The sequence below is a fragment of the Pseudovibrio sp. FO-BEG1 genome, assembly GCF_000236645.1.
GTDB lineage: Bacteria > Pseudomonadota > Alphaproteobacteria > Rhizobiales > Stappiaceae > Pseudovibrio.
In genome coordinates, this window is sequence record NC_016642.1 from 1,437,501 (window position 1) to 1,461,786 (window position 24,286).

Here is a 24,286-nt window from a genome sequence, read left to right on the forward strand (position 1 = left end):
ATCTAACCGCGGTACTACAATATCCGGGACCGTGTGTGGCGGGTAGTTTGACTGGGGCGGTCGCCTCCCAAATGGTAACGGAGGCGCGCGAAGGTAGGCTCAGAGCGGTCGGAAATCGCTCGTTGAGTGCAATGGCATAAGCCTGCCTGACTGCGAGACTGACAAGTCGAGCAGAGACGAAAGTCGGTCATAGTGATCCGGTGGTCCCTCGTGGAAGGGCCATCGCTCAACGGATAAAAGGTACGCCGGGGATAACAGGCTGATGATGCCCAAGAGTCCATATCGACGGCATTGTTTGGCACCTCGATGTCGGCTCATCGCATCCTGGGGCTGGAGCAGGTCCCAAGGGTTTGGCTGTTCGCCAATTAAAGCGGTACGTGAGCTGGGTTCAGAACGTCGCGAGACAGTTCGGTCCCTATCTGCCGTGGGTGTAGGAAATTTGAGAGGATCTGTCCCTAGTACGAGAGGACCGGGATGGACGTACCTCTGGTGGACCTGTTGTGGCGCCAGCCGCATTGCAGGGTAGCTATGTACGGAATGGATAACCGCTGAAGGCATCTAAGCGGGAAACCAACCTCAAAACTAGATATCCCTTGAGAGCCGTGGAAGACCACCACGTCGATAGGAGGCATGTGGAAGGGTGGTAACATCCGAAGCTGAGCCTTACTAATAGCTCGATCGATCTTGATCACTCCCATTAAGCTATAATCATAAAAACTGCTAAAACGCAGAGCTTGAAAAAAACAAAACAGACCAGTTCATATGTGACTTATTCCTGCCCGGTGGCTATGGCGGGGCGCCCCCACCCGATCCCATCCCGAACTCGGAAGTGAAACGCCCCTGCGCCAATGGTACTTCGTCTTAAGACGCGGGAGAGTAGGGCGCCGCCGGGCATGAATAAGACACACAACTCCTCAAAAACACAGAACACAAAATCACACAAAAGCCCCCGATGCACACCGCACGGGGGCTTTTGTGCGTCTAATGACAGACGAGGGGGGTGAGACTTTGCATCTCGCGACTAACGGAGCGGAGAACCAAGGCGCAAAAGCCTCTTAGAGCTGCCAATAATCCCTCATCCCAAAAGCAAACCCTCGCAGAGAAACCGGCCAAAGCTTCAAAGAGGGCGCATTTTGTACTGTCAGTCAGACACCAAATTGATTATGGCGTCCGCTACCATTCCACACTCAGACTTCTCTTTGCCAAGCCTCACTTCTCTATCTTCAATTGTCAAAGATCGCGGACTTGTCTGTCTGCGTTATTGCAGAGTTGGAGCATGGAGCGTGTTTGGGTTGTGGTCTATTCCCTTAATGTTCTCCGCAAGACTTTGGTGCTGGTGAGTTGGTGGTTGGAAATAGGTTCCGGTTTGCGATTGGTATAAAGTTGGGACTTGAGCCGGGTTTGGTTTGAGCGTTTGGTGGGGTGCTTGGTGAGGCACGTAGTAGCTAGATGCTCAGGACTGAGTTGGAGGAGAGCTGAGTGAGATGGCAGATAGCTTAGCACTCCGCCTGACGATTGCTTGGAAGGTTGCTGGTGCAGACCTAGAAGATGGAGTGTTCTGAGGAGAGGTCTAGCCTGAGTTTAGCGGTGTGGTTTTGATCACAGAGTCTGTCAGACAGCGCGTGCAGTGTAGGAGCCAGGTTGAGGCTGATGCGTTATCAAAATGCCGATCGGTCGGAGGCTGGCGTAAAAAGGCCTGCAGATAAAAGAAGGCGGCTGACTCGGTTGCTGTGAAGCAGGGGAGCAGGTGCCGGTCGTGCTACAACCCGTGAGGCTGTGATCGGTTGTGTAAATGAACCTGCAATAGTCATCGTGCGCCTCTTTTAGGATCAATGTAGCTTTGCGTTGCTATGTGCGTTCGTTTGAAAGATTTGCGTTCCAACTGCGTTGATCGGTTGGGAACGTGTGTGCCTGAGCAATAGAAGAAGCTCTGTCAGGTTTTCAGAATGAGTGCCGGTCATGGGGATCGTGCAGGTAAATGAACCGTCTGTTCTGGCGGACAGTTTTGTACCATGAATTAAGTTATCCCCGCGCCTTGCCGTCAAGTTCTCATGAGCCGTTGAAACTCTGCGAGGATATAGTGAGAATAACTGCCAGAAAGACAAGATCGGTCTGGGAGAATACAAGCCCAGTTGAGAGGGCATGTAAGCTAGTGAATGTAGCACTCATCTTCCCGGGCACTGGCGATGCTGTCTGCTGAGACTTATCCTCTTTGCTCCTGCCACTAGAACTCTGCCATCTGTGATGTACTCACAGTCGTCAGCCTGTGTAACGGAGAGGCCCGACATCAGCATCAAGGCTGTGCCGATTAGAGTGCTCCCGTCAGGTTGCTGCCGCTGCAGAGTCCGACCCTAGTCAACATCCGGTGCAATATTGTGCAAGAGAGAGGTAGTGTCAGAGATCACGAGGCGCCCTTCCCAGAGCACCTCGCAGTTCATTCATTCCCGCTTACCCAAACATATCCGTGGTAATCCCGGCATACCAGCCGAGGCTTTCCTCATAAGTCTGTTTGCGCAGGGCGTCGTCCTCGTTGTTTTGGGAGATGAAGCCGTCGACCTTGGCGATTTTTTCGTCCGTGGCCACGTAGCTTGCGCCCACTTTTACGCCGTTGTCCGTGGAGATCAGGGACCAGCAGGTGTTGGAGAATCGTGGCTTGAAGGCGCGGGAGCTGGTGAGGGCATGGCGGATGGCCATGGCGGCTGCTTTGGCCTGGCTGTTGGCGGAATAGGCGGACTTGGGCATGTCGCCGTTCTGGGTGGCATCGCCAAGCACGTGAATGTTTTCATCCATCTGGCTCTGCAGTGTTGCCGGAATGATTGGACACCAGCCCTTTTCATTGGTCAGACCAGCCTGCTGTGCAATGCTGCCAGCCTGCATCGGCGGAATCACGTTCACCACATCCGCTTTGACGGTCTCATCCTCCATCACCACTTCCATGGTGTTGGGATCAACGCGCTGAACACCGCCGGTGAACTCATCTGTCAGCCAGTCGACCATGCCAGGGTAGTGTGTCTCCCAACCTTCCATGAACAGACCCTGCTTGGAGAACTTCTCTTTTGGATCAAGAATGAGGATCTTAGCAGTTGGATTGCGCTGCTTCAGCACATGGGCGACCATAGAGATGCGCTCATAAGGGCCGGGAGGGCAGCGGTACGGGTTAGGCGGTGCAACCATGGCGAAGGTTCCACCTTCTGGCATTGCCTCAATCTGAGCCTTCAGCAACTGTGTCTGCGTACCGGCTTTGTAGGCATGAGGCATCTTCGTCTGGGCAGTCACATCCCAGCCTTCAATGGAATCTTTGATAAAGTCGATACCCGGCGACAGAACCAACCGGTCGTAGGAAATCGCATCGCCGCCTGCGAGGCGGACTTTCTTTTTCTCCCGGTCAACAGCAGAGGCCCAGTCGTGTACGACCGTCACGCCATACTCGCTTGCCAGCGTACCGTAGGAATGCGCCAGATTGGACATAGGCTGGAAGCCACCAATGGCAAGGTTGGAGAAGAAGCAGGTGTAATAGGTGCGGGAAGGTTCGATCAGGATCACCTCAATCGCGCCTTTGGAATCCTTGGCGATATAGCGTGCAGCGGTTGCTCCGCCAGCACCACCACCAACAATGACGACACGTGGCCGCTTTTGCCCCAAAGCCATCGGGGAGGATAAGAGCGCTGCACCGGCAGCAGCTGTTCCCAGAAAACGACGTCGGTTCAAAATCATAAGTCAATTCCTCCCTAAAAATATTGGTAGCACTCGCTGCTAAATGGGTGAGTGCTTTAATCCAGGCCTTTGAAATAAGCCGCCAGAGCTGCGATCTCCTCCTCCGAGAGCCGCTTGGCGATCATCTGCATAACGGGATGGGGTCGGTGTCCTTTCTTATAAGCGCGCAAAGCAATCACAAAATCCGGTTGCGGCCAGCCTGTGATAGCAGGGATCCCTTTGTCTGCTCCGCTGGATTGATGGCAACTGGTACATTCAGAAGAAAGATACTCGCCATATTCAGCATCGCCGTCCAGATAGGCTTCCTCATGAATGCTCGGGGCGTCCTGTTTCAAAAGGCTGGCAGACGCCTCCGGAATGTTGGCCGGGCTGACGGAGAACTGGCGCAAGTAAGCAAGAAGATCAGAGCGATCTTTCTCTTTTCTCATGCCCCGGTAGTTCATGCGCGTGCCCGAAACCAGGTTCTTCGGATTTTGGATGTAAATGTTCAGCGTGTCGATGTTCCAGCGCAGGCCATCTGCTCCGGCACGTTTCATAGCTTTGGAGTACTTGGCGCCTTCAATGCTGGCTGCCTTGCGGTCAAACACGCCATTCAGGTGGGGCCCGATGCGGTTCTTGGCATCCTTGCCAACATCATGACAGCGCAGGCAAGCGTTGAACAGGCGCTCACCACGCGCAATATCCTGCGCAGAGGCAATGGAGACCGCCCCTGACAGGAAACCAAGCGCAACAAGGCTAGAGGCTGCGAACCTGCGAAAACTGGCAGGAGTTTTCTTATGCAGGGCACGCAGCACTGAGAGTGGGAAGCAGTTTGCTACACTCGGGGAAATAGCAAACTGCTTCAAGAGAGCAGGTATCGTGGCTCTCATTGGGAGTGGCTCTTCAGGAACTCGATGAGCGCGACGCGGTCTTTTTCCTTCTTAAGACCGGCAAACGACATCTTTGTTCCTTTCACAAATTTCTTCGGCTTGGTCAGGAACGCATCCAGATTTTCATCGGACCAGACAAGACCTTCCCCGTTGAGCTGTTTCAATGCCTTGGAATACTTGAAGCCGGAAACCACAGCCGCCTGCTGACCGATAATGTCATTCAGGATCGGCCCGACCTTGTTCTTGGCTTTCTCACCAACCTGATGGCAGGCTCTACACTTTTTGAAGACCTTGGCGCCTTTCTTGATGAGCGCATCATCAAGGGCCACTGGCTCTGGTGCAGGAGCAGGTTCAGCAACCTGTGCTGGCTCTGCTGAGGCTACCTCTTCAGCTTTGGGGGCCTCTGGTGCTGCAGCAGCTTCTTCCGCGGCCTTGGTTTCTTCTGGTGTCACATCCAGAACCTGAGCCCGCGCGGTGATCTTCACCTCCGCTTTACAGTCCTTCATGCAGACATCGCGTTTTTTGAAGACCGGCGACTCTTCACGATCGTCCATGTAAAACCCGTCTTCATTGGGCAGGCGAACGGACGTGAAGTTCTCTTTGCTCAGCTCAAAGTCGTCCTCCACCAGATCATTGGCATAAAGCAGGAAGGCGGTGATGGCGTAAACTTCATCCGGCTTGAGGGACTGCGCCTCGCCAAATGGCATGGCGCGGTTCACGTAATCAAACACAGTGGACAGGTAAGGCCAGTAAGAGCCGATGGTTTTAACTGGTCGCTCAGAGGTCAGCGTGCCGTCACCGCCAGAAAGTACCGGCCAGCGATCAACGCCCTCGGCAAAGTCACCGTGACAGACCGCACAGCGTTCAGCGAAAATCTCTTCGCCTTGCTCCACGTTTCCGCGCCCGGCAGGCAACCCCTGACCGTCAGGACGAACGTCAATATTCCAAGCCGCCACTTCAGCAGGGGTTGCTGCGCGACCAAGATTGAAGGAGCCGGCTGTTGCCGCACTGGTGAGCAACAGCGTTCCCGTTGCTAGAACACTAAGAAATTTCAACATTTTCCGCCTCACCATTTTCGCCAACGTACCAGGTGTGGATTCCGTTGTTGTGGTAGATGGAGTTTTCGCCGCGAACAGCGCGAAGTTCATCTTTTGTTGGCTGTACGTAGCCGGTGGAATCGTGTGCGCGGGATTGCAGCAGCAGTGGCTTTCCATCCCAGTCGAACTCAAAATAGAAGCGGTGCATGGACTTGTCGAAGCTTGGGCCGTCCATTCTGGCTGCATGCCAGTTCTTGCCGCCGTCCAGCGTAATGTCCACCCGTGGAATGGTGCCGCGTCCGGACCACGCCAGACCGGAGATGATGGTATGGCCGCTCTTGTGCAGGATAGGGGCCTGCGGGCTTGGGTTGGTGATGACGGACTTACAGTCCATTTCCCACGTAAACCGTCGCGCCTTACCGTTCTCCATCAGGTCAGTGTACTTGGAAGTCTCTTCGCGGTGGTGCCATGGTTCATCGCCCACCTCGATGCGGCGCAGCCACTTGATCCACATGTTGCCTTCCCAACCCGGAACCACCAGACGCAGCGGATAGCCTTGCTCAGGACGCAGCGCTTCACCGTTCATCTTGAAGGCGACCAGACAGTCGTCGAGGGCTTTTTGCAAAGGAATAGAGCGGGTCATGGCAGAAGCATCCGCGCCTTCCGGCATCAGCCACTTGGCGTTGGTCTTCAGCCCGGCTTCTTCCAGCAGCAACCGCAAAGGAACGCCGGTGTACATCACGTTGTGGATCATGCCATGCGTGAACTGACAGCCGTTCAATTGTGCTCCGCGCCATTCCATACCGGAGTTGGCAGCGCATTCCAGAAAGTACACCCGGTTCTCACGCGGGAAGCGCAGGATGTCTTCCATGGTGAAGACAAGTTCTTTGTCCACCAGACCGTTGATCATCAGGCGATGCTGTGCCGGATCCACATGCGCCACGCCGCCGTGGTGGCGTTCAAAGCACAGGCCGTTCGGGGTGATGATGCCGTCCAGCTCGTGCAGTGGGGTGAAGTTGATGGAACTGACGCGATCGGCGGTGAGCCATTCCACAGTACGCCGCTTCACATGCGCCTCAAACTTGGAGGGCATGCCATAAGGCATCGCGTCCACACCATCGCCCAGCTCCTGCATCCAGGGCTGCAGATTGGTGATGGCCGGATCATCTGCCCGGGCCGGAAGCGCAGCGCCAGTCAAGGCAGCTCCACTCAGCAAGGCCCCGCCTTTCAGGAGGTTTCGGCGGGTAGGTGACTTTAGTCTTTCACTCATGTCAATTACTCGTCATCTCAAAATCTAAAGGGGCTCGCCTCACACGCCTGTGACGCGAACTGTAGAGTTGGGGTCCATTGTGATGGTGCCTTTGCGGCTGATGTAATCTTCAACCACCTGCCAGATCTCAGGGCCTTCCGTGTCCTCTCCAACAGAGGCCCAGCCCGAAACCACATAGGTCTTGGCAGGATCAATGGTCTCGCCGGTCTTCAGCAGCGTCATGTTGGAAACGCGCTCACCCACGGGCTTGGAAACGTCGATGGAGTAGCCCATGCCGCCCACGCGAACCATGTCGCCACCCTGCTGATAATACGGGTCCGGGTTGAACAGGTTGTCGGCCACGTCCTCCAGAATTTCATGCAGGTACTGGCCGGTCATCTCGGTGCGGTACGCATTCGGATAGGTCATGCTGGTGGCATTGTGGATGTCTTCGCGGGTGATGCTGTCACCCGGCAACAGAGATGGACCCCAGCGGAAGCCCGGAGACAGCGCGATATCTGCATCCCGCTCTTCAATCAGCGCCTGACAGATCAGGTCATCCCACGTGCCGTTGAAGTTACCGCGGCGATAAAGCAGGCTGTCGGTGGTGCCGATGACTTCTTCCAGTTCCTCCTTGAATGGCGCGCGCTCTTTCTCAATCAGAGCCGCCATCTCAGGGTCTGGATCGATCACATCGGAGAACACCGGGATCAACTTGTAGGTGAAGTCCTTGATGCCGTTCTTGTCCACGTCCAGATCCAGACGGGAGACAAACTTGCCGTTGGAACCGGATGCGATGATCATGGTCTTACCGACCTTCACCGGCTCCGGCACCGCATCATGAGTGTGACCGCTCAGGATCACATCAATGCCGGAAACCTGCTGCGCCACCTTGCGGTCCACGTCAAAGCCGTTATGGCTGAGCAGGACAACAACATCAGCGCCTTCCTGCTTCACTTCCTCCACCATCTCCTGAATCCGCGCCTCGCGAATACCAAAGGAAAGGTTCGGGAACATCCAGCCCGGATTGGCAATCGGCATGTACGGGAAGGCCTGACCGATCACGGCAACCTTGGCCCCGCCACGCTCAAAAATCTTGTAGGGTTCAAACGCCGGTTCATCCCACTCATTGTCAAAGATGTTGGCCCCCAGGAACGGGAAGGGCAGCTCTTCAACGATCTCGTTCACCCGATCAATGCCGTAGGTGAACTCCCAGTGCGAGGTCATCGCATCCGGGTTCAACGCGTTCATCAGGTTCACCATGTCCTGACCATCCGTCTTCAGCGCCGTCATGGAACCGTGCCAGGTATCCCCACCATCCAAAAACAGCGCATCCGGACGCTCAGCGCGGATCGCCTTCACGATGGTGGACACCCGGTCCAACCCGCCCATCTTACCGTAGCTGCGCGCCAGTGAGACAAAGTCCTCAGAGGTCAGCGCATAAGCTTCTGGTGTGCCGGTCTGATAGTTGAACGCATTCAGAAGATCCTGCCCGGTGATATGCGGCAGCAAACCTTTCTGCGCACCCACACCAATGTTCACGGAGGGCTCGCGGAACCAGATCGGCTTCACCTGCGCATGACAATCCGTAAAGTGGATGATGGTCACATTGCCGGTGGTTTTGAAGTCCAGAAGTTGGTTCTGCGTCAGGGCCTGACGCGCGGCCAGAACTGGAAAATTACCAGCTCCAAAAATCGCGGCTGCAGCGACACCAGCCTGCAAGAAATCACGGCGCGAGATCATCTCCGCACCCTCCGTAGGTTATATGAATTTCGAAAATTGTTTTAGATCAGGAGGTTGCTATATATGAGCAACCTCCAAAATCGCTTAGTTACGAACGGATGGGGTTTCGACTGAAAGTCCCATTCCGCGAGAAGCCACGTAAGCTTCCAGGGCAATAAACTCATCACTGCCACGCTTGTAAGGTTCAGCACGCACCTGATCCATACAGCCTTTGAAGCGGCGGTGAATGGAGCCCAGACCACCCCATTTGAGGCGATACACCGGGAAGCCGTTGATCTGTCCCTGACTCAAATGGTCAGCGCGGATCATGTTGCCGTAGTTGTCTTCATGGCAGTTGGCGCAAGCCATATTCAGCAGGCCAACCCGGGTGTAGTAAAGCTCTTCACCCTTCTTGATCCAATCAGCCATCGGGCCATCGGTCTCCAAAGCAACTGGCATGCCGCGGGATTGCAACCCGATCATGGCCGTCATCGCCAGCATCTCGGCGCTTTCCCATTTCCATGGTTCGGCTCCCTGATGCGTTTCGATGGAAGCATTGATCAGCATTTCCATCGTGGCAGGTTTGCCCATCTCGTCATTCCAGCGCGGCAGCTTGGTGCGCAAACCAGCAAAGCTGTCTGCATCCCCATGACAATCCGCGCAGGACTTGTTGGATGTTCCGGCAGGTGTCTCCCAAATCTCCTCTGCATACTCAATGGCCACAAACGCAGGATTTTCAAAGTCATCCATCTGCAGCGCCTGAGTTTCAGCGGAGCGGAACCGCCAGCCGGAAATGATCTCGTCCAGCGGATGGTCATCCGCTGCGACTGCTGTTGTTGCTATGGTCTCCCCGTCGATGACAAGTTCGCGTCCGTCATCGGCAAGTGCAGCTGTGCTAAGTACGCCACAGAGAAGCCCCCCAGCGAGTATAGAAACCGTCCTTTTCATACCCTTCTCCTCCCAAAGAATGGCTCGTTAGGCTACCGTGATCTTCTTTTCCAAGTCGTAGACGGAGCCATCATCATCAGTCCATTCAAAGCGAACTGAACCGGACTCTGGCACCCGCATCTGAAATTCGATGTATGGGTTTGCAGAAACGGATGGCTCAATGTTTGCCATGAACACTGGCTCGCCATTAAAGGTGGCCGCAAACTTATTGATGATCTTTCGTGGAATGGCCTCGCCGGTTTTCTTGTCCTTGCGCTGACCGGATTCCATTGGGTGCGAGATCAGTGTCTTGATGGTCACGACCTCGTTGGCGCTTGCCTTTTTAGGCACTTTTACGCGTGGTTTAACCTTTGCCATGTTGTTTTCCCGATGCCTTTCTGATTAACCGCCACAGCCACCAATGGTGACTTTGACACTGCGCTTGGTTGTGATGGCAGAACCGTCCTGCATCTTCGCAACAGCGATAATGTCTTGTGTTTTCGCAAGGCGAATACGGGTCTTGGCTTCCTGCGCACCGGAAAGAGCGCTGAAGTGGAAGGTCGCAACACCCGGGCTTGGGTTGCCAGCTGCAAGCAGCATGATGGAGGCAGCACCCGGCGCGGAGACTTCAATCGGAACAGTGTTTCCGTTCTCGGCAATCTCTGGTGCGCCAATGGTGATGTCACCGCTTCCTGGCGTTGCACCGCCGGTGAACTCCAGAATTGCATCTTCAACAGCGTTGCCTGCTGCGAAAGCTGGCGCGGTAAAGCGCAGTGTTGTTAGGGCTGCTGCGCCTCCTACTGCAAGACCAAGCGCTTCACGTCTGGTAACAGTCATTTTCAAAAAGTCCTCCTTGGAGCGTATCGCCGGAAAGCGCGAAGAATGGTTCGGCAAACGATACGCTTGAGCAATAATTTTGAGTGTGGTGCGCGACCGGTCAGGACCGCAGCACACCCAGGGCAATCCTGCCTATTCCTTCAACGTCGCCAGATAAGCGACGATGTCTTCAACTTGTTCGGCTGAAAGAATTGTCTTTCCCGCAAACTTCTTTGCCACGCGGTTCAAACCATCAGTCTTGTAAAAGGCAGGCATGATCGTCGCGTCCCCGAAGACTTCCTTCGAGTTGATAACAATCGCCCGCAGTTCTGCTTCGGAATAGGTGTCTCCGATACCCTCAAGGTACGGACCTATCTCTCCGTGGAACTGCTCTTCCTCAAGATCGTCGTTTGCGTGACAAGCAAGGCAGTTGCCCAGCTTGCGATTGGCGAACCATTCCCGTCCTTTGGCTGGATCACCAGCGACCCCGGTCAAGGAGACCGGCACTGCTGCCTCGACAAATTGAACGTCACCTGGAGCAACAACCCCGGCAACGGCACTCCCAGAAATTAGCAGCGTTGCAGCCGCTATAGTTTTGGCAATCGCCTTCATTGCTCCCTCCCAATTACAGCGATTCAATATTTTTATGCTACTCAGGTACGTAGAAACACTCAACTTAAAATTCACATAATTGAATATGTTAATATATGAACCTTAGTCTAACTAATTGAGTGAAAACGCTATTCTGAGGCTGCTTTTTGTTTCAAAAATTCACGTGCATGAAATTTTTGAAAATGTTCATCGCCCTCATAGCCCTTCTGTTTGACCCAGCGGAGCATGTTCAGCGTGGTCCATTTGCCAAATGAACCCGGCATGGTCTGCACGGATGCAGTGCCTGCTGTTTTGCCGTCCTCCACCTCTTCAGGCAGGAACAGGAAGGTTGGAGTGAACACAACGCCCCATCTGCGGGCGATGTTTTTTTCGGTTTGAACTTCCCCGTCGAAGTCCGTCACCTCTTCGTCGCCAAACAGGTTCATCTGCACCACAAAGTAGTTGTCTTCGATGAACTTGCGAACCTCCCCGTCGCTGAAGACATTCTCATGCAAACGCGAGCAGTAGATGCAGCCGCGTTGCTCAAAGAGAATAACCATGCGTTTGCCTTCCTCATTGGCAGCGGCAAGGTCTTCTCTCAGGTCTTTGAAGGTAAGGCGGAGCCATGGCTGTTTGTGGAGACCGTCCTCTCCAACCTCAGCAAAGCTCATAGTCATGCTGGCGAATACCATCGCAGCAGCAAGCACAAATTTCTTAAGCATCGATCCCTCCCATAACGAACCAGTCTGCAAGACCCGGCAGGGCCTCAGAAACAGGCACGCCTCAGCTTAAAGATGTCAGTCCTGGCGCATACTCGATCATTTGCTCTGCAATCCAGGAAACGGTGTTCGTCCCAATCAACACCGCAAAAACAATCAAAAGAACGCCCATGCCTTTTTCAATCGCACCGAGATACTTTCGAAAACGGCCCATGAAGCTCAAAAATGGTTTTGAAAACACAGCTGCCAGAATGAACGGTAGCGTCATGCCAACGCCATAAGCAAACAGCAGCAGCATGCCCTGAGAAACGTCATCACTGGCACCGGCGGTAAACAGAATGGTTGCCAGAACAGGACCAACACACGGGGTCCAGCCAAAGGCAAACGCGAGGCCAACGAGATACGCGCCGATGATTCCCGCAGGGGCAGAAGAGCTGTCCAATCGCGCTTCCCGCAGCAACAGATTGAGCCGGATGATGCCGACAAAATGCAGCCCCAGAATAAAGATCACGGCCGCCGCAATGTAGCGCAGCACATCAAACCAGTCGCGCAGCAGCTGACCGAAAACGGTTGCCGTTGCACCAAGGCCAACGAAGATTGTGAGGATGCCTGCAGCAAAGAAAAACGACGTAAAAACAACGCGTCGTTGAATGGCAGGCGTAACCCCATCACCGGAAAGTTCGTTCATTCCAATGCCGGCAATGTAGCAAAGGTAGAACGGAACAATGGGCAAAATACAGGGCGAGAGAAACGAGAGAAGACCCGCACTTCCCGCAGCGATTATAGTTAGATCTGGATACATATGGGCACTTGCTAAAAACACATTCTATTATTAGAATATTTAGATATCATAGATTTTAAATTGTCAATCGTGGATATCATGAGCAATTTTGGTTGGATCTCATTTGTCATTCTCGCCCTTACATTCAGCAGTGCTCAGGCAGCCAGCGCAGAGACAAAACTGCTGCTGGTAGAGGACGAAATCTGTCCTTGGTGTGAACGCTGGGAAGATGAAATCGGCGGTGCCTATAGCAAAACAGAGGAGGGGCGAAAGGCCCCTTTGATGCGCATGGACATCGATGATCCGCTCCCAAAGGGCGTGTCGCTGAAAAGCAAAGCGCGCTTCACGCCAACCTTTATTCTTTTGATTGACGGTGCCGAAGTCCAGCGGATTGAAGGCTACCCGGGAGAAGACTTCTTCTACCCCGCCCTGAACCAGATGCTTCAGTCAGCTCAATAACAATATTGAAAAGAATTTCATCTTCCCCGGACAAGTCCGGGGCTCTATTCAGTTGGGAGAACTCCATGAAATCATTCATCACAGGGGCGGCGTTGCTTGTCATGTCCGCAGGTTTCAGCGTTGCGCAGGCAGAAGATGAATCTGCCTTTGTCAGCTTCAAATCTCTGAAGCCGGAAATCGCAATGAAGCTTGCAGTCGCCACCATGGAAGCCTGCCGTGAAGGCGGCTATCAGATCTCTGCTGTCGTGGTTGACCGCTTCGGCCAGACACAGTCAGCCATTCGCGACCGCTACGCTGGCGTCCACACCGTCAACACAGCACGCGGCAAAGCATGGACAGCGGTCAGCTTCCGCGGCTCCACTCTTGAAATTCAGGAAGAAATCAAGGCCGGCAACCTCTCTGCAGGCTTGCGTGACATTCCGGGTGCCGTTGCATTGGGTGGAGGTCTTCCGATCGAATCTGCCGGAGCTATCGTTGGGGGAATTGGTGTTTCCGGAGCACCCTCTCCAAAAATTGATGAAGAATGTGCCCAAAGTGGCCTAGAGGAAATCTCGGATTTGCTCGACTTCTAAGAGGTATTCGCAGTGCAATGGTTGAAAAACGATTGCATTCAGCGTATGCCACCACTCAATAGGTGTGCTTCAGGGTCAGCTTTAATTTTTTCAACTATAGCTGACCTTGCTCATTCCGTTCCGAATGTTGTGCAGGATCTGGTTTAATGGCTATACCCATGATCGAACGTGGGATGAATGAAGAAGACATCGAACGCATGGTCAACCATGCCAAGGATGCAACTGATTTCCTGAAAGCATTGACACACGAAGGCCGATTGATGATCCTGTGTCATCTCGTTACCGGCGAAAAGTCAGTAACAGAGCTGGAGCAGCTTCTGTCGTCTCGTCAGTCTGCGGTCAGTCAACAGCTTGCACGATTACGCTTGGACGGTCTGGTAAATTGCCGAAGGGACGGAAAGGCAGTCTACTACAGCCTCAAAGATGAGCGCGCACAAAGGGTCTTGGACCTGATTTTTGAGTTGTTCTGCGCCGAAGAAAACAACGACAACAAGTAATAACTGAAGCTCCGGTGTTTTGGTCTTGGGAGGGATCAAATGTCCGAGGATATTCTGGCGGCACTCGCAGGCCTTGCGGGTGGTGTTCTGCTTGGCCTTGCTGCACGTCTGGGCCGCTTTTGCACACTTGGCGCAATTGAAGACGCACTCTACGGCAAAGAATGGCTGCGCATGCGCATGTGGGCCTTCGCCATCGCCATCTCCATCGCATCCACATTTCTGCTGGCAGATCAGGGCCTGATCGCGCTGGACCAAACCATATATCTCACCCAAAGCTGGAACCCGCTGGCATGCATCGTCGGCGGCCTGATGTTCGGCTACGGCATGGCCATGGCTGGCTCCTGCGGGTATGGCGCTTTGGCTCGTCTTGGCGGCGGTGATATGCGCTACTTCGTGCTCTCACTGGTCATCGCCATCTCAGCGGCCATGGCCGTCGGCGGACCAACCGCCTACCTGCGCGTCCTCCTGTTTCCGGTCGAAACCGCAGACCCTAGCACCACCGGCATTGCCCACGTTCTGGCAGAAAAACTGGTCCTCTCCGAACTCTCCATCGCTCTTGTGATTGCAGGCGCTATTGCCCTGTTCGCCATCGGCAGCAAAGAGTTCCTCAAGAGCCCCCGCGCTATCATTTCCTCTCTGGCCGTCGCCTTCGCGATCCTCCTCGGCTGGGTTGCAACCAGCTATCTATTTGAGGAAAGCTTTGAGGAAATCCGCGTCGCCAGCCATTCCTTTACGGTCCCGGTGGGCGATACCCTCATGTATCTCATGACAGCCTCCGGTGGTGGCCTGTCCTTTGCCGTTGGCTCTGTTGTTGGCGTCCTCAGCGGCGCGTTCCTCGGTTCTCTCATCAAAGGCCACTTCAGATGGGAAGCCTGTGATGACCCGCGCGAACTTCGCCGTCAGATCCTCGGTGGGTTCCTGATGGGCACTGGTGGTGTGATCGCTCTGGGTTGCACAATCGGGCAGGGCATCTCCGCCTTCTCCACGCTCGCCGTCAGCGCACCAGTCGTAATGCTTTCCATCATCGCAGGGGCTGCAATCGGACTGCGCCAGCTGGTTGTCGGCTTCCAGTTTGCCTTCTGGAAACAGCAATCCTGACGTAGGTACGCCAGCCACTTGTGCACAAAGCTGCCCTGGAAGTAAGGCGGCTAAGACACACAGTGCACAAATTATAGATTTTACCTCTGGTTGCTGCTTAATCCCGCATATTTTGCTTGAGTTTGGCGGAGATTATCGCAATATTTCGCGCTGGCCACTTCGGTGTATCTACACGTCCTCGCATTTTGCTTTGCGAACTTAGACAGGACCTCTCAACGCCTACAGGAAACAACTATGACACGACCGACCAACGAAGCTCTGATTATGATTGATATTCAGAACGATTTCTGTTCGGGCGGAGCTCTGGCTGTTGAACATGGCGAGCAGATCGTCCCCCTTGTCAACGAGCTGCAAAATGAGTTTGCCGTCAAAGTCCTCACCCAGGACTGGCACCCGCAGGACCATAAGTCCTTCGCGGACAATCACGAGGGCAAACAGCCCTACGAAATGACCGAAATGCCGTATGGCCCGCAAGTCCTCTGGCCAAGCCACTGCGTGCAGGGCACTCAGGGCGCTGCGTTCCACAAAGACCTGAAAACCGACGGTGCCGACCTTGTCGTCCGCAAAGGCTTCCGCCCGCACATCGACAGCTACTCCGCATTCTTTGAGAACGACCACACCACCTCTACAGGCCTGTCCGGCTACCTGCGCGAGCGCGGCGTCGACACGCTGCATATGGTTGGTCTGGCAACCGATTTCTGCGTGCGCTTTTCTGCGGTCGATGCGGCCAAGCAGGGCTTCAACGTTATTGTCCATCTGGATGCCTGCCGAGCGATTGACCTGAATGGCTCGCTCAAAGAGGCCCTGGACGAAATGCAAAGCCACGGCGTCAAGTTTTCCGGCGAGATGGTTGCACAATGATCGATATTGCCTCCCGCGTTTATAATCACAATTGGAAGATCGACCCGATTGTTCGTTCTCTGATCGACACCGACTTTTACAAGCTGCTCATGGCGCAGTCGGTGTTCTTGAACAAGCCGAACACACAGGTCACCTTCAGCCTCATCAACCGCGCGCAGCACATCCCGCTGGCAAAGCTCATTGATGAGAAGGAACTCCGCGATCAGCTGGATCACATCCGCACGCTCTCCCTGTCTCGTGGTGAGAGCACATGGCTGCGCGGTAACATGTTCTACGGCAAGCGCTCCATGTTCCGCGCCGAGTTCGTGGAGTGGTTCGAAAACCTCCGCCTACCGCCCTATCATCTTGAAGTTAAAGACGACCAGTACGAGCTGACCTTCGAAGGCGACTGGCCTGCTGTCATGCTCTGGGAAGTCCCAGCTCTGGCCGTTCTCATGGAATTGCGCTCCCGTGCTGTACTGAAAAACATGGGCCGGTTCGAGCTGCAGGTTCTCTACGCCCGCGCCATGACCAAGCTCTGGGAAAAGGTCGAATGCCTGCGCAAGATCGATGACCTGTCACTGGCAGATTTCGGCACGCGCCGCCGCCACTCCTTCCTGTGGCAGGACTGGTGCGTACAGGCCATGATGGAAGGCCTCGGCAAGAAGTTTGTCGGCACCTCCAACTGCCTGATTGCCATGCGCCGTGAAGTGGAAGCCATCGGCACCAACGCCCATGAACTGCCAATGGTTTACTCCGCTCTGGCAGAAACCGATGAAGAACTGGCCGAAGCGCCGTTTCAGGTCCTGAAAGACTGGCAGGAAGAGCACGACGGCAACCTCCGTATCATTCTGCCGGATACCTATGGCACAGAAGGTTTCCTTGAGCGCGCACCAAACTGGTTATCGTCCTGGACCGGCATCCGCATTGACAGCGGAGATCCGGTCAAAGGTGCAGAAGCTGCCATCAGGTGGTGGGAGAGCTGCGGTGAAGATCCAACCAACAAACGCGTGATCTTCTCTGATGGTCTGGATGAAGACATGATTGCTCATTTGCAGCGTAAGTTCCACGGACGCGTGCGTTGCAGCTTTGGTTGGGGCACGATGCTCACCAACGACTTCCGCGGCCTTGTGCCTGACGATGCCTTGGCACCGTTCTCTCTTGTCTGTAAAGCCGTCTCAGTGAATGGCAAACCAACAGTGAAACTCTCCGATAACCCCAACAAGGCCATGGGCCCACGGGAAGAAATCGACCGCTACAAGCGTGTTTTCGGGGTGGGAGAGCAAAAGCGCCAGAAGGTCCTTGTCTGATCCCGCCTGTATTAGACAGCGCTTAAAATAATCCAATTGCATAGTTTCCCTATGCGTAAACTCTGTGTAGCATGCGTCACGCAGCACAGTTTATACGTGTGGGGGAGCGACAAAGATGAGAAGATGGAACGGTTGGGGCGATGACACGCACCAGGCGGAGCTGGCGGATTTTGCTAAAGCCTTGATTGCACAGCTTTTAGGCGAAACCAAGCCTCTACCGGATGCCAGCTTGCAAGAGGCACTGGAACGCGTTCCTCCTTCTCGTGCGCCCAATCACCCCTTATTGGACACGTCACCGGAAACCCGTATCAGGCATGCAGCAGGACAGAGTTTTCCTGATTGGCTGCAAATGCGCAGTGGGGCGTTTGAAAACATTCCGGATGCAGTAGCCTTCCCTGAAACCTCTCAGCAGGTGCGTGACCTCATGGCATGGGCAGCGCTGCAGGATGTCATCCTCGTTCCCTATGGTGGTGGAACCTCCGTTGCAGGCCATCTGGCATGTCCCGTCAGTGAGAAGCCACAGATTACCGTTGCGCTCACCCGCATGAACCGCCTATTGGACTTCGACAAGGAAAGCCAGATCGCCACCTTTGGGGCAGGTGTGCGCGGGCCAGATCTGGAAGCTCAATTGGCGGCCATCGGTTACACCCTCGGCCACTTCCCGCAAAGCTTTGAACTCTCCACGGCAGGTGGATGGGTGGTCACGCGCTCCTCCGGCCAACAATCCCTGCGCTACGGGCGTATCGAGCAGCTCTTTGCTGGCGGCTCACTGGAAACCCCAAAAGGCACGCTGGAAATCCCAAGCCTCCCGGCTTCCTCAGCTGGTCCTGATCTGCGAGAAATGGTCCTCGGTTCTGAAGGCACTCTTGGCATCCTCACAGAAGTAAAACTGCGCGTGACGCCGTTGGCTGAGACGGAGCAGTTCTATACGGTCTTCATGCCGGATTGGGAAAGCGGAGTGGCTGCCGTTCAAGCCATTACGCAAGGCCGCATTCCGCTCTCTATGATGCGCCTGAGCAATGCCACAGAAACCGACGTCAGCCTGAAACTGGCCGTGCCGGAAAAGAAGCTCTCCAAGCTCAATATGCTTTTCAAACTGAAGGGCCTTACCGATCAGAAGTGCATGCTCACCTTTGGCCTGACGGGCTCAAAGAAGCAGGTTGCCGCTAACCAAAAGCTTGCAACCGCTTATCTCAAACAGCATGGGGCAAAACGCATCCTCTCCAAGATGCTGGGTGATAAATGGAAGGAAGGCCGCTTCAAAGGCCCATACCTGCGCCACCCATTGTGGGAGCATGGTGTTGGCGTCGACACCTTCGAGACTGCCATGGATTGGTCAGCCTTGCGTCCTTACATTAACGTGATTGAGCAGAAGGTCACCAGTGCATTGAAAGAGCAGGGCATTCCCGTGTTTGCCTTCACGCACCTGTCTCACGTCTACCCGCAGGGCTCCAGCGCGTACACCACCTATCTGTTCCCAGTTGCCAGCTCCTATGAAGAGACATTGGAGCGCTGGAAGATCATCAAGAAAGTGGCTTCAGAAACTGTGGTGGCTCATGGGGGAACTATCAGTCACCAACACGGTGTGGGCCGTGACCATGCCCCTTATCTGTCAGCAGAAAAGGGTGAGTTGGGCATGAGCGCCCTGAAGGCCCTGAGCAAGAATTTCGACCCGGATCAGCGCATGAATCCGGGTGTTCTGATCGCTTCAGAAACAGCAAGCAACACCGAACCTGCGTAGCTCTCAAAACAAGAGGAGGGAGCAATGGGGAATATGAGGCAAGTGAGCCGGCAGGAAAAGCTGGCGTCTGTGACAGAGCGCAGCAAACCTTGGGACATGGTGGTTGTCGGCGGTGGCATCACTGGTGCTGGTGTCGCGTTGATGGCCGCTAGGGTCGGCCTTGATGTGCTGCTTCTGGAACAGAAAGACTATGCATGGGGCACTTCCAGTCGCTCCTCCAAGATGGTTCATGGTGGCCTGCGTTATCTGTCTCAGGGGGAGTTCAGGCTAGCGCGTGAATCCGTACGCGAGCGCGAAAAACTGCTGAAGGAAGCTCCTGGTCTCATAGGGCCCATGAGCTACCTCTTTCCCTTCCGTGAAAAGCAGTTTCCAACTCGTCGGGCCTTCTCTGTTCTCCTCAACATCTATGGCTACTTCGCCAAAAAGCGGGACCACAAGTATCTGGACCGCGACCAGACCATTGCTGCTCTGCCGGGCCTCAATGAAGAAGGCCTGCTCGGGTCCGCCCAATATACGGATGCACTCACCGACGACAGCCGCCTTGTACTGCGTGTTCTCGCGGATGCCAGAAGAAGCGGAGCTACCACGCTCAACTACGCCGCTGTAAAAATGATCCATAGTGAGGGAGAGGGGCCAAAAGTCCTTGAGGTACAAGATCAGGAAACCCGTGAAGTCTTTGCCATCTCGACCAAAACCGTGGTCAACGCAACTGGTGTGTGGGCAGATGAACTGCGCGCACAGCTCGGGCAAGACAAGCGCATCCGCCCTTTACGCGGCAGCCATATCATTGTGCCATCATGGCGTATGCCGGTGCATCAGTGCCTGACCTATCTGCACCAACAGGACAAGCGCGGCGTCTTCATCTACCCATGGCAGGGCCGTACCGTGATCGGCACAACAGATCTGGACCACTCTGAAAACCTCGATCTAGAAGCCGCAATCACACCAGAGGAAGTCGCTTATCTGCTGAAAGGTGCCAACCACAACTTCCCCGGTGCCAAGCTCTCAGAAGAAGACATCATCTCCACATGGTCTGGCGTCCGGCCCATCGTAGGCAATGAAGGTGTGGACCCAAAAGAACTGCATCCGTCCAAAGCCAAGCGCGATCATGTTGTTTGGGACGACAACGGGACCATCACCGTCACAGGCGGAAAACTCACCACCTTCCGCGTGATGGCGGGACAGGTGCTGGAAGCCTGTGCGGAGTACCTCAATGCACCGGGCACCTCAGCCGCGAGCGACTATGTGTTCACTTCTGAAGAGGAGCCAGTTGACGATGCCGTCTTTGCTGATTTACCAGAAGCAGAGCTGAACCGGCTCAAAGGCTACTATGGCTCTGATTTGTCAGCACTTATTGCAGCAACACCGAGTTCAGATTTCTCTCTCATCTGTGGCAGTAACCGTATGTGGGCAGAGCTGGAGTGGGCGATAATGCATGAAGAAGTCGTGCATTTAGACGATCTCCTTTTGCGCCGCACGCGAATTGGCTTAGTGTTGGAAGAGGGCGGAGCCGCACTGGCGGGTGAGCTGGAAACGCGGCTGAGAGATAAACTGGGGTGGTCCATGGATAAATGGCAGGATGAGTGGTCGCGATACACGCAGATTTGGCGGGATCACTACAGCTTGCCTTCGCCACATGCACCTCACCAGCCAAAAGCAATACATGAGGTCGCGGCAGGATGACGGAAACACTCCTCGCCATCGACTGCGGCAGCCAAAGCATCCGCGCCTTGCTCTTTGCACCGGATGGCACGCTGATCTCCAAGGTGCAAAAGCCCATTACGGATTACCGAAGCGATAACCCCGGTTGGTCGGAGATCGACCCGGTCATCCTGTGGGAGTTGCTGGGCCGCTGTTGCCGTGAGCTGTGGGATAGAGGAGCAGACCCCGCCGCCGTCAAAGCCATGAGCGTGACCACCCAGCGCGGCACCCAGATCGCCGTGGATGAACGCGGTATTCCCCTGCGCCCTGCCATCACATGGATGGACGAGCGCATCGAGGACCAGCAAAAGCCGCTCCCATGGCTCTGGAAGACCATCTTTGGCGTCGCTGGCCTGTCTCGCTCCATCAAGAGCGTACGCAGCGAGTGTGAGGTCAACTGGATCGCCGTGAACCAGCCCGGAATCTGGAAGAAGACCTACAAATTCCTGCAGGTTTCAGGCTATCTCAATTACAAGCTGACAGACCTTTTTCGCGACTCCACCGGTGCGCAGGTTGGTTACATCCCCTTTGACTACAAGAAGCAACAATGGGCCAATGCCAACCACTTCCTCTGGAAGCTTTTTGCCTTCAAACGCAGTCAGTTACCGGAGCTAATCGAGCCCGGAAAACCAATCGGCTCCGTCAGCGAAGAAGCTGCCCAGCACACCGGCTTGCCAGAAGGATTACCCGTCATCTCAGCCGCCGCAGATAAAGCCTGCGAAGTTGTTGGCTGCGGAGCCGTGGACGCCTCCGTCGGCTGCCTCAGCTACGGCACCCGCGCAACAGCAACCATTCACTCCAGAAAATATTTCGAGGTTGAGCGCCCCTTGCCAGCTTATGCGGGCGGCATCCCTCGTATGTTTACGCCCGAAGCTTCGGTCATCCTCGGCTACTGGATGGTCAACTGGTTCAAGGAAGAGTTTGGCCACCCGGAACAGGAAAAAGCCCGCGAGATCGGCAGTCCGGTGGAGGTCTTCTTCGACGACCTGCTCAACAGCACACCACCCGGGTCACACGGCCTGACCCTACTGCCCAAATGGGGCCGAGACAATGGCCGTTCCACGCCTGTGAAAGGCGCCATCATCGGCTTTGGAGATGTTCACACCAGAGGCCACATCTACCGTGCTATTATCGAGGGCATCACACTGGAACTGCGCCGCGGCCTGAAGCGGATTGAGCGCAAAAGTGGTGAGAAAATCAAGGTCTTACGCGTCTCTGGCGGCGGCTCTCAGTCCGACGCCATCATGCAGATCACTGCAGACATCTTCGGCCTGCCAACAGAGCGCCCACACACTTTTGAGACCGCAGGTTTGGGTGCCGCCATCGCAGCGAGCGTCGGCGCAGGCATCCACCCGGATTTTACGCAGGCCATGCAAGCCATGGCGCGCCAGAACGAGGTGTTTGAGCCAGACCCCAAAACCGTCGAGCTCTACAAACAACTGTTCGAGGAGGTCTACCTGCCCATGCCGCGCAGATTGGCTCCTCTCAACAAAGCGCTTCGAAGGATCACCGGTTAGGCAACATCGCTCTTCGGTTGGGAGGACGCCGGCACCACACCGGCTTTCGCCAGCGCCTGAACCCGCTTGGATGCCACGATTTCCTTTTTATTCGCAAAGACTTCGTGGTTTTGCGAGATCTTTTGTAGGTCATACAGATAGTTGACCATCACACCCGCCGACTGCTTCTTGCCATTCTCGGAGGTGTCCGCACCCACATGCACATCATGCACCAGCGCACCGTTGTATAGATGGAAACGGGCCACTGGGTCATAAGGCATATCCCCTCTGCGTTTGCCTTCAAGAAGGTAGTAGGCTGCCAGCTCCTTCAGGGCTGCATCGTCCTGCGGAATGTCGATCTCCTGCTCTTTGGCCCACTTGCAGAAGGTAGGCAGAGGAGACAGTGTGACAAACGTCTTCAACTGACTCAGCTCCCGCGAAAGATCCTGAACCACCTGCTTGATCAACGAGTTACCAAAGGAAACGCCTGCCAGTCCGCTCTGACAGTTGGAGATCGAGTAGAAGACCGCCGTATCCACTTCATCAACCGGCACAATATCCCGCTCTTCAGCAAGCACGCCCTGAATGGAGGAGGGGACGCCCTTGGTCAGCGCCACCTCAACAAAGATCAGCGGTTCATCCGGAAGGGAAGGATGGAAGAACGCAAAGCAGCGCCGGTCCTCCGGTTGCAGGCGGCGGCGTAAATCATCCCAACTATCAATGGCATGCACGGCCTCATAGGCGATGATCTTCTCTAAAATCTGCGCTGGGCTATCCCAGCTGATCGGCCTTAGCACCAGAAAACCCCGGTTAAACCAAGAGTTAAACAAGTGCCGGAAGTCCACATCTGTACGGGCAAGATTCGGTTTATCTTTCATGAAACCGAGCAGATCCTTGCGCATATGCACCAACTGATGAGTCGCTCCGGGCACCTGATTAAGCCGTCGCGCCAGCTCCTGCCGTTTCGGTTCCGCAGCCTCCACCAGCTTGCGATAATTCGCTTCCGTCCGCTCTGTTTTATAGGAGGAAACAACGCTTTCCAGCTGGTCCGGGTCTATATCCATCTCACTGTTCAGAAACTCAAAAAACGCCCGTTTCCCCTCAGTATCTGTTGTGGCGTAGCCATCCAGAATCTCATGGGCGATGGCAGCGCCGGAAACATCTCCCTGACTGCTCATCAAGGCATTGCAAAGCTCGGTAAGGGGACGTTCATCCCGCTTACCCATAAAAACATAACGACGATCAAAAAGGGTAGAAAGCAAATCTGCCAGCAGGCTCATGGTAGGGCGTCCTGTAGTTGCGCAGCGCAAAGTGCATCAGAAAATCGCCGGAAGCCTAACAAGGGACTGCTACGAACGGAATGCAACAAACAGCTTAACAATGAAGTGATCCCTAATAGCACCGTGACATCTGTAAATGAGCTGCAACTGTGCTTAACTGGGGAACATTAGGTGATGGAGGGACCAGTGAAGATCAACGGTGACTTTTCAAAGCGAGTGGTGGAGTTCAGCGACGATATTCCTTGGGTCGCGTCCCCAATGAAAGGCGTCGAGCGCCGACCACTTGATCGTCTGGGCGAGGAAGTTGCTCGTGCGACCACTGTTGTGCGCTTCGCTCCCGGCAGCCATTTCTCTGAGCACGTCCACACCGGCGGGGAAGAGTTCTTTGTTCTTGCGGGAGTATTTCAGGATGAGCACGGGGATTTCCCGGCGGGTTCCTACATCCGCAACCCACCAGAATCCAAGCACACGCCAGCTTCGGAACCCGGCTGCACCATCCTCGTCAAACTCTGGCAGTTCGACCTTACCGACCGCACCCATGTGCGCGTAGACACCAACAAGCTGGGCCGTGTAGACGATGCCACACGCGAAGGCGTTGCGGTGTCGCCGCTGTTTCAGGATGAGCGCGAGAATGTGCGTATGGAGCATTGGCAGGCAGGCGTAAACCACGCGGTTGAGGCTGAAGGCGGTGCAGAAATCTTCGTGCTGGAGGGCTCGATAACTGAGGACGGAGAAGAACTCCCCAAACACGCCTGGTTACGTGTTCCCATCGGCTATGGCCTCAACATTACAGCGGGAGAGGAGGGCGCCAAGCTCTGGATCAAGTCCGGGCACCTCCCCTTTGTCACTGCCCCGCATGTTGGATAA

General features: G+C 54.9%; 22 protein-coding genes and 2 rRNA genes (1 of these 24 running past the window's edge). 12 read left to right on the forward strand and 12 right to left on the reverse strand.

Annotated elements, in window-relative coordinates; translation table 11 throughout:
- Positions 1-692: ribosomal RNA gene (locus tag PSE_RS06595) — 23S ribosomal RNA — on the forward strand; it begins 2,032 nt to the left of the window's first position.
- A gap of 86 nt (positions 693-778) precedes the next feature.
- A 5S ribosomal RNA gene (gene rrf, locus PSE_RS06600) occupies positions 779-893 on the forward strand.
- A 1,555-nt stretch (positions 894-2,448) separates the two neighbouring features.
- On the opposite strand, the gene PSE_RS06605 is transcribed toward rrf, so the two are convergent.
- From PSE_RS06605 to PSE_RS06655, 11 genes are all read right to left on the reverse strand, one after another.
- On the reverse strand, positions 2,449-3,714 hold the full coding sequence (locus PSE_RS06605; RefSeq protein WP_014284143.1) for an NAD(P)/FAD-dependent oxidoreductase: 1,266 nt from the start codon (positions 3,712-3,714) through the stop codon (positions 2,449-2,451).
- Between the two features lie 56 nt (positions 3,715-3,770).
- Positions 3,771-4,583 carry a c-type cytochrome gene (locus tag PSE_RS06610; protein ID WP_208998103.1) on the reverse strand — a complete coding sequence of 271 codons (813 nt, stop codon included), beginning with the start codon at positions 4,581-4,583 and terminating at the stop codon, positions 3,771-3,773.
- Complete coding sequence (locus PSE_RS27615; RefSeq protein ID WP_041768071.1) at positions 4,580-5,641, reverse strand: c-type cytochrome; 1,062 nt, start codon at positions 5,639-5,641, stop codon at positions 4,580-4,582. Before PSE_RS27615 ends, PSE_RS06610 begins: the two co-directional genes overlap by 4 nt.
- Complete coding sequence (gene soxC, locus PSE_RS06620) at positions 5,625-6,890, reverse strand: sulfite dehydrogenase (RefSeq protein ID WP_083841552.1); 1,266 nt, start codon at positions 6,888-6,890, stop codon at positions 5,625-5,627. The genes PSE_RS27615 and soxC overlap by 17 nt, the downstream gene beginning before the upstream one ends.
- Positions 6,891-6,929: 39 nt before the next feature.
- Positions 6,930-8,612 carry a thiosulfohydrolase SoxB gene (soxB, locus tag PSE_RS06625; protein ID WP_014284147.1) on the reverse strand — a complete coding sequence of 561 codons (1,683 nt, stop codon included), beginning with the start codon at positions 8,610-8,612 and terminating at the stop codon, positions 6,930-6,932.
- An 84-nt stretch (positions 8,613-8,696) separates the two neighbouring features.
- A complete protein-coding gene (gene soxA / locus PSE_RS06630; RefSeq protein ID WP_008552264.1) occupies positions 8,697-9,539 on the reverse strand; it encodes a sulfur oxidation c-type cytochrome SoxA in 843 nt (280 codons plus the stop codon).
- 27 nt (positions 9,540-9,566) lie between these two features.
- A complete protein-coding gene (soxZ, locus tag PSE_RS06635) occupies positions 9,567-9,896 on the reverse strand; it encodes a thiosulfate oxidation carrier complex protein SoxZ (protein ID WP_008552087.1) in 330 nt (109 codons plus the stop codon).
- A 24-nt stretch (positions 9,897-9,920) separates the two neighbouring features.
- On the reverse strand, positions 9,921-10,355 hold the full coding sequence (gene soxY, locus PSE_RS06640; protein ID WP_014284148.1) for a thiosulfate oxidation carrier protein SoxY: 435 nt from the start codon (positions 10,353-10,355) through the stop codon (positions 9,921-9,923).
- Between the two features lie 132 nt (positions 10,356-10,487).
- Positions 10,488-10,946, reverse strand: coding sequence for a sulfur oxidation c-type cytochrome SoxX (gene soxX, locus PSE_RS06645; protein WP_014284149.1), 459 nt, complete (start codon positions 10,944-10,946; stop codon positions 10,488-10,490).
- Between the two features lie 128 nt (positions 10,947-11,074).
- A complete protein-coding gene (locus tag PSE_RS06650; RefSeq protein WP_008552260.1) occupies positions 11,075-11,647 on the reverse strand; it encodes a thioredoxin family protein in 573 nt (190 codons plus the stop codon).
- A gap of 61 nt (positions 11,648-11,708) precedes the next feature.
- The gene (locus PSE_RS06655) at positions 11,709-12,446 is read right to left on the reverse strand and encodes a cytochrome c biogenesis CcdA family protein (RefSeq protein ID WP_174519226.1); all 738 of its coding nucleotides are present in this window, start codon (positions 12,444-12,446) and stop codon (positions 11,709-11,711) included.
- Between the two features lie 78 nt (positions 12,447-12,524).
- On the opposite strand from PSE_RS06655, the gene PSE_RS06660 reads away from it, so the two are divergent.
- The 9 genes from PSE_RS06660 (at position 12,525) to PSE_RS06700 (ending at position 22,160) form a co-directional block, all read left to right on the forward strand.
- A complete protein-coding gene (locus PSE_RS06660; protein ID WP_244421364.1) occupies positions 12,525-12,884 on the forward strand; it encodes a thioredoxin family protein in 360 nt (119 codons plus the stop codon).
- 65 nt (positions 12,885-12,949) lie between these two features.
- Positions 12,950-13,456, forward strand: coding sequence for a heme-binding protein (locus tag PSE_RS06665; protein ID WP_008552111.1), 507 nt, complete (start codon positions 12,950-12,952; stop codon positions 13,454-13,456).
- A gap of 146 nt (positions 13,457-13,602) precedes the next feature.
- Positions 13,603-13,953 (forward strand): helix-turn-helix transcriptional regulator, encoded by a 351-nt coding sequence (locus tag PSE_RS06670; protein ID WP_041768073.1) that lies wholly within the window; start codon positions 13,603-13,605, stop codon positions 13,951-13,953.
- Between the two features lie 39 nt (positions 13,954-13,992).
- Positions 13,993-15,051: a YeeE/YedE family protein gene (locus PSE_RS06675; protein ID WP_014284153.1), complete on the forward strand. Its 1,059-nt coding sequence runs from the start codon at positions 13,993-13,995 to the stop codon at positions 15,049-15,051.
- 234 nt (positions 15,052-15,285) lie between these two features.
- A complete protein-coding gene (gene pncA / locus PSE_RS06680; protein WP_014284154.1) occupies positions 15,286-15,912 on the forward strand; it encodes a bifunctional nicotinamidase/pyrazinamidase in 627 nt (208 codons plus the stop codon).
- Positions 15,909-17,201 carry a nicotinate phosphoribosyltransferase gene (pncB, locus tag PSE_RS06685; protein ID WP_014284155.1) on the forward strand — a complete coding sequence of 431 codons (1,293 nt, stop codon included), beginning with the start codon at positions 15,909-15,911 and terminating at the stop codon, positions 17,199-17,201. Before pncA ends, pncB begins: the two co-directional genes overlap by 4 nt.
- 115 nt (positions 17,202-17,316) lie before the next feature.
- The gene (locus PSE_RS06690; RefSeq protein ID WP_014284156.1) at positions 17,317-18,942 is read left to right on the forward strand and encodes an FAD-binding oxidoreductase; all 1,626 of its coding nucleotides are present in this window, start codon (positions 17,317-17,319) and stop codon (positions 18,940-18,942) included.
- Positions 18,943-18,966: 24 nt separating this feature from the next.
- A complete protein-coding gene (locus tag PSE_RS06695) occupies positions 18,967-20,625 on the forward strand; it encodes a glycerol-3-phosphate dehydrogenase/oxidase (RefSeq protein ID WP_041768075.1) in 1,659 nt (552 codons plus the stop codon).
- The gene (locus PSE_RS06700) at positions 20,622-22,160 is read left to right on the forward strand and encodes an FGGY-family carbohydrate kinase (protein WP_014284158.1); all 1,539 of its coding nucleotides are present in this window, start codon (positions 20,622-20,624) and stop codon (positions 22,158-22,160) included. Before PSE_RS06695 ends, PSE_RS06700 begins: the two co-directional genes overlap by 4 nt.
- Here PSE_RS06700 and PSE_RS06705 read toward each other — a convergent pair.
- Positions 22,157-23,419 carry a malonyl-CoA decarboxylase gene (locus tag PSE_RS06705; protein WP_014284159.1) on the reverse strand — a complete coding sequence of 421 codons (1,263 nt, stop codon included), beginning with the start codon at positions 23,417-23,419 and terminating at the stop codon, positions 22,157-22,159. The genes PSE_RS06700 and PSE_RS06705 overlap by 4 nt on opposite strands.
- Positions 23,420-23,605: 186 nt before the next feature.
- Between PSE_RS06705 and PSE_RS06710 the strand changes: the two genes are divergently transcribed.
- Positions 23,606-24,286, forward strand: a complete 681-nt coding sequence (locus tag PSE_RS06710) for a cupin domain-containing protein (RefSeq protein ID WP_014284160.1) — start codon at positions 23,606-23,608, stop codon at positions 24,284-24,286.

Excerpts from the sequence above, each read along its gene's own strand:
- soxY (WP_014284148.1), bottom strand. The coding sequence starts at position 10,355 with ATGACTGTTACCAGACGTGAAGCGCTTGGTCTTGCAGTAGGAGGCGCA.
- soxA (WP_008552264.1), bottom strand. The coding sequence starts at position 9,539 with ATGAAAAGGACGGTTTCTATACTCGCTGGGGGGCTTCTCTGTGGCGTA.
- PSE_RS27615 (WP_041768071.1), bottom strand. The coding sequence starts at position 5,641 with ATGTTGAAATTTCTTAGTGTTCTAGCAACGGGAACGCTGTTGCTCACC.
- pncA (WP_014284154.1), top strand. The coding sequence starts at position 15,286 with ATGACACGACCGACCAACGAAGCTCTGATTATGATTGATATTCAGAAC.
- PSE_RS06655 (WP_174519226.1), bottom strand. The coding sequence starts at position 12,446 with ATGTATCCAGATCTAACTATAATCGCTGCGGGAAGTGCGGGTCTTCTC.
- PSE_RS06695 (WP_041768075.1), top strand. The coding sequence starts at position 18,967 with ATGGGGAATATGAGGCAAGTGAGCCGGCAGGAAAAGCTGGCGTCTGTG.
- PSE_RS06665 (WP_008552111.1), top strand. The coding sequence starts at position 12,950 with ATGAAATCATTCATCACAGGGGCGGCGTTGCTTGTCATGTCCGCAGGT.
- PSE_RS06660 (WP_244421364.1), top strand. The coding sequence starts at position 12,525 with ATGAGCAATTTTGGTTGGATCTCATTTGTCATTCTCGCCCTTACATTC.
- PSE_RS06690 (WP_014284156.1), top strand. The coding sequence starts at position 17,317 with ATGAGAAGATGGAACGGTTGGGGCGATGACACGCACCAGGCGGAGCTG.
- soxZ (WP_008552087.1), bottom strand. The coding sequence starts at position 9,896 with ATGGCAAAGGTTAAACCACGCGTAAAAGTGCCTAAAAAGGCAAGCGCC.
- PSE_RS06705 (WP_014284159.1), bottom strand. The coding sequence starts at position 23,419 with ATGAGCCTGCTGGCAGATTTGCTTTCTACCCTTTTTGATCGTCGTTAT.
- PSE_RS06650 (WP_008552260.1), bottom strand. The coding sequence starts at position 11,647 with ATGCTTAAGAAATTTGTGCTTGCTGCTGCGATGGTATTCGCCAGCATG.
- PSE_RS06670 (WP_041768073.1), top strand. The coding sequence starts at position 13,603 with ATGGCTATACCCATGATCGAACGTGGGATGAATGAAGAAGACATCGAA.
- soxC (WP_083841552.1), bottom strand. The coding sequence starts at position 6,890 with ATGAGTGAAAGACTAAAGTCACCTACCCGCCGAAACCTCCTGAAAGGC.
- PSE_RS06700 (WP_014284158.1), top strand. The coding sequence starts at position 20,622 with ATGACGGAAACACTCCTCGCCATCGACTGCGGCAGCCAAAGCATCCGC.
- pncB (WP_014284155.1), top strand. The coding sequence starts at position 15,909 with ATGATCGATATTGCCTCCCGCGTTTATAATCACAATTGGAAGATCGAC.
- PSE_RS06675 (WP_014284153.1), top strand. The coding sequence starts at position 13,993 with ATGTCCGAGGATATTCTGGCGGCACTCGCAGGCCTTGCGGGTGGTGTT.
- soxX (WP_014284149.1), bottom strand. The coding sequence starts at position 10,946 with ATGAAGGCGATTGCCAAAACTATAGCGGCTGCAACGCTGCTAATTTCT.
- soxB (WP_014284147.1), bottom strand. The coding sequence starts at position 8,612 with ATGATCTCGCGCCGTGATTTCTTGCAGGCTGGTGTCGCTGCAGCCGCG.
- PSE_RS06605 (WP_014284143.1), bottom strand. The coding sequence starts at position 3,714 with ATGATTTTGAACCGACGTCGTTTTCTGGGAACAGCTGCTGCCGGTGCA.
- PSE_RS06610 (WP_208998103.1), bottom strand. The coding sequence starts at position 4,583 with ATGAGAGCCACGATACCTGCTCTCTTGAAGCAGTTTGCTATTTCCCCG.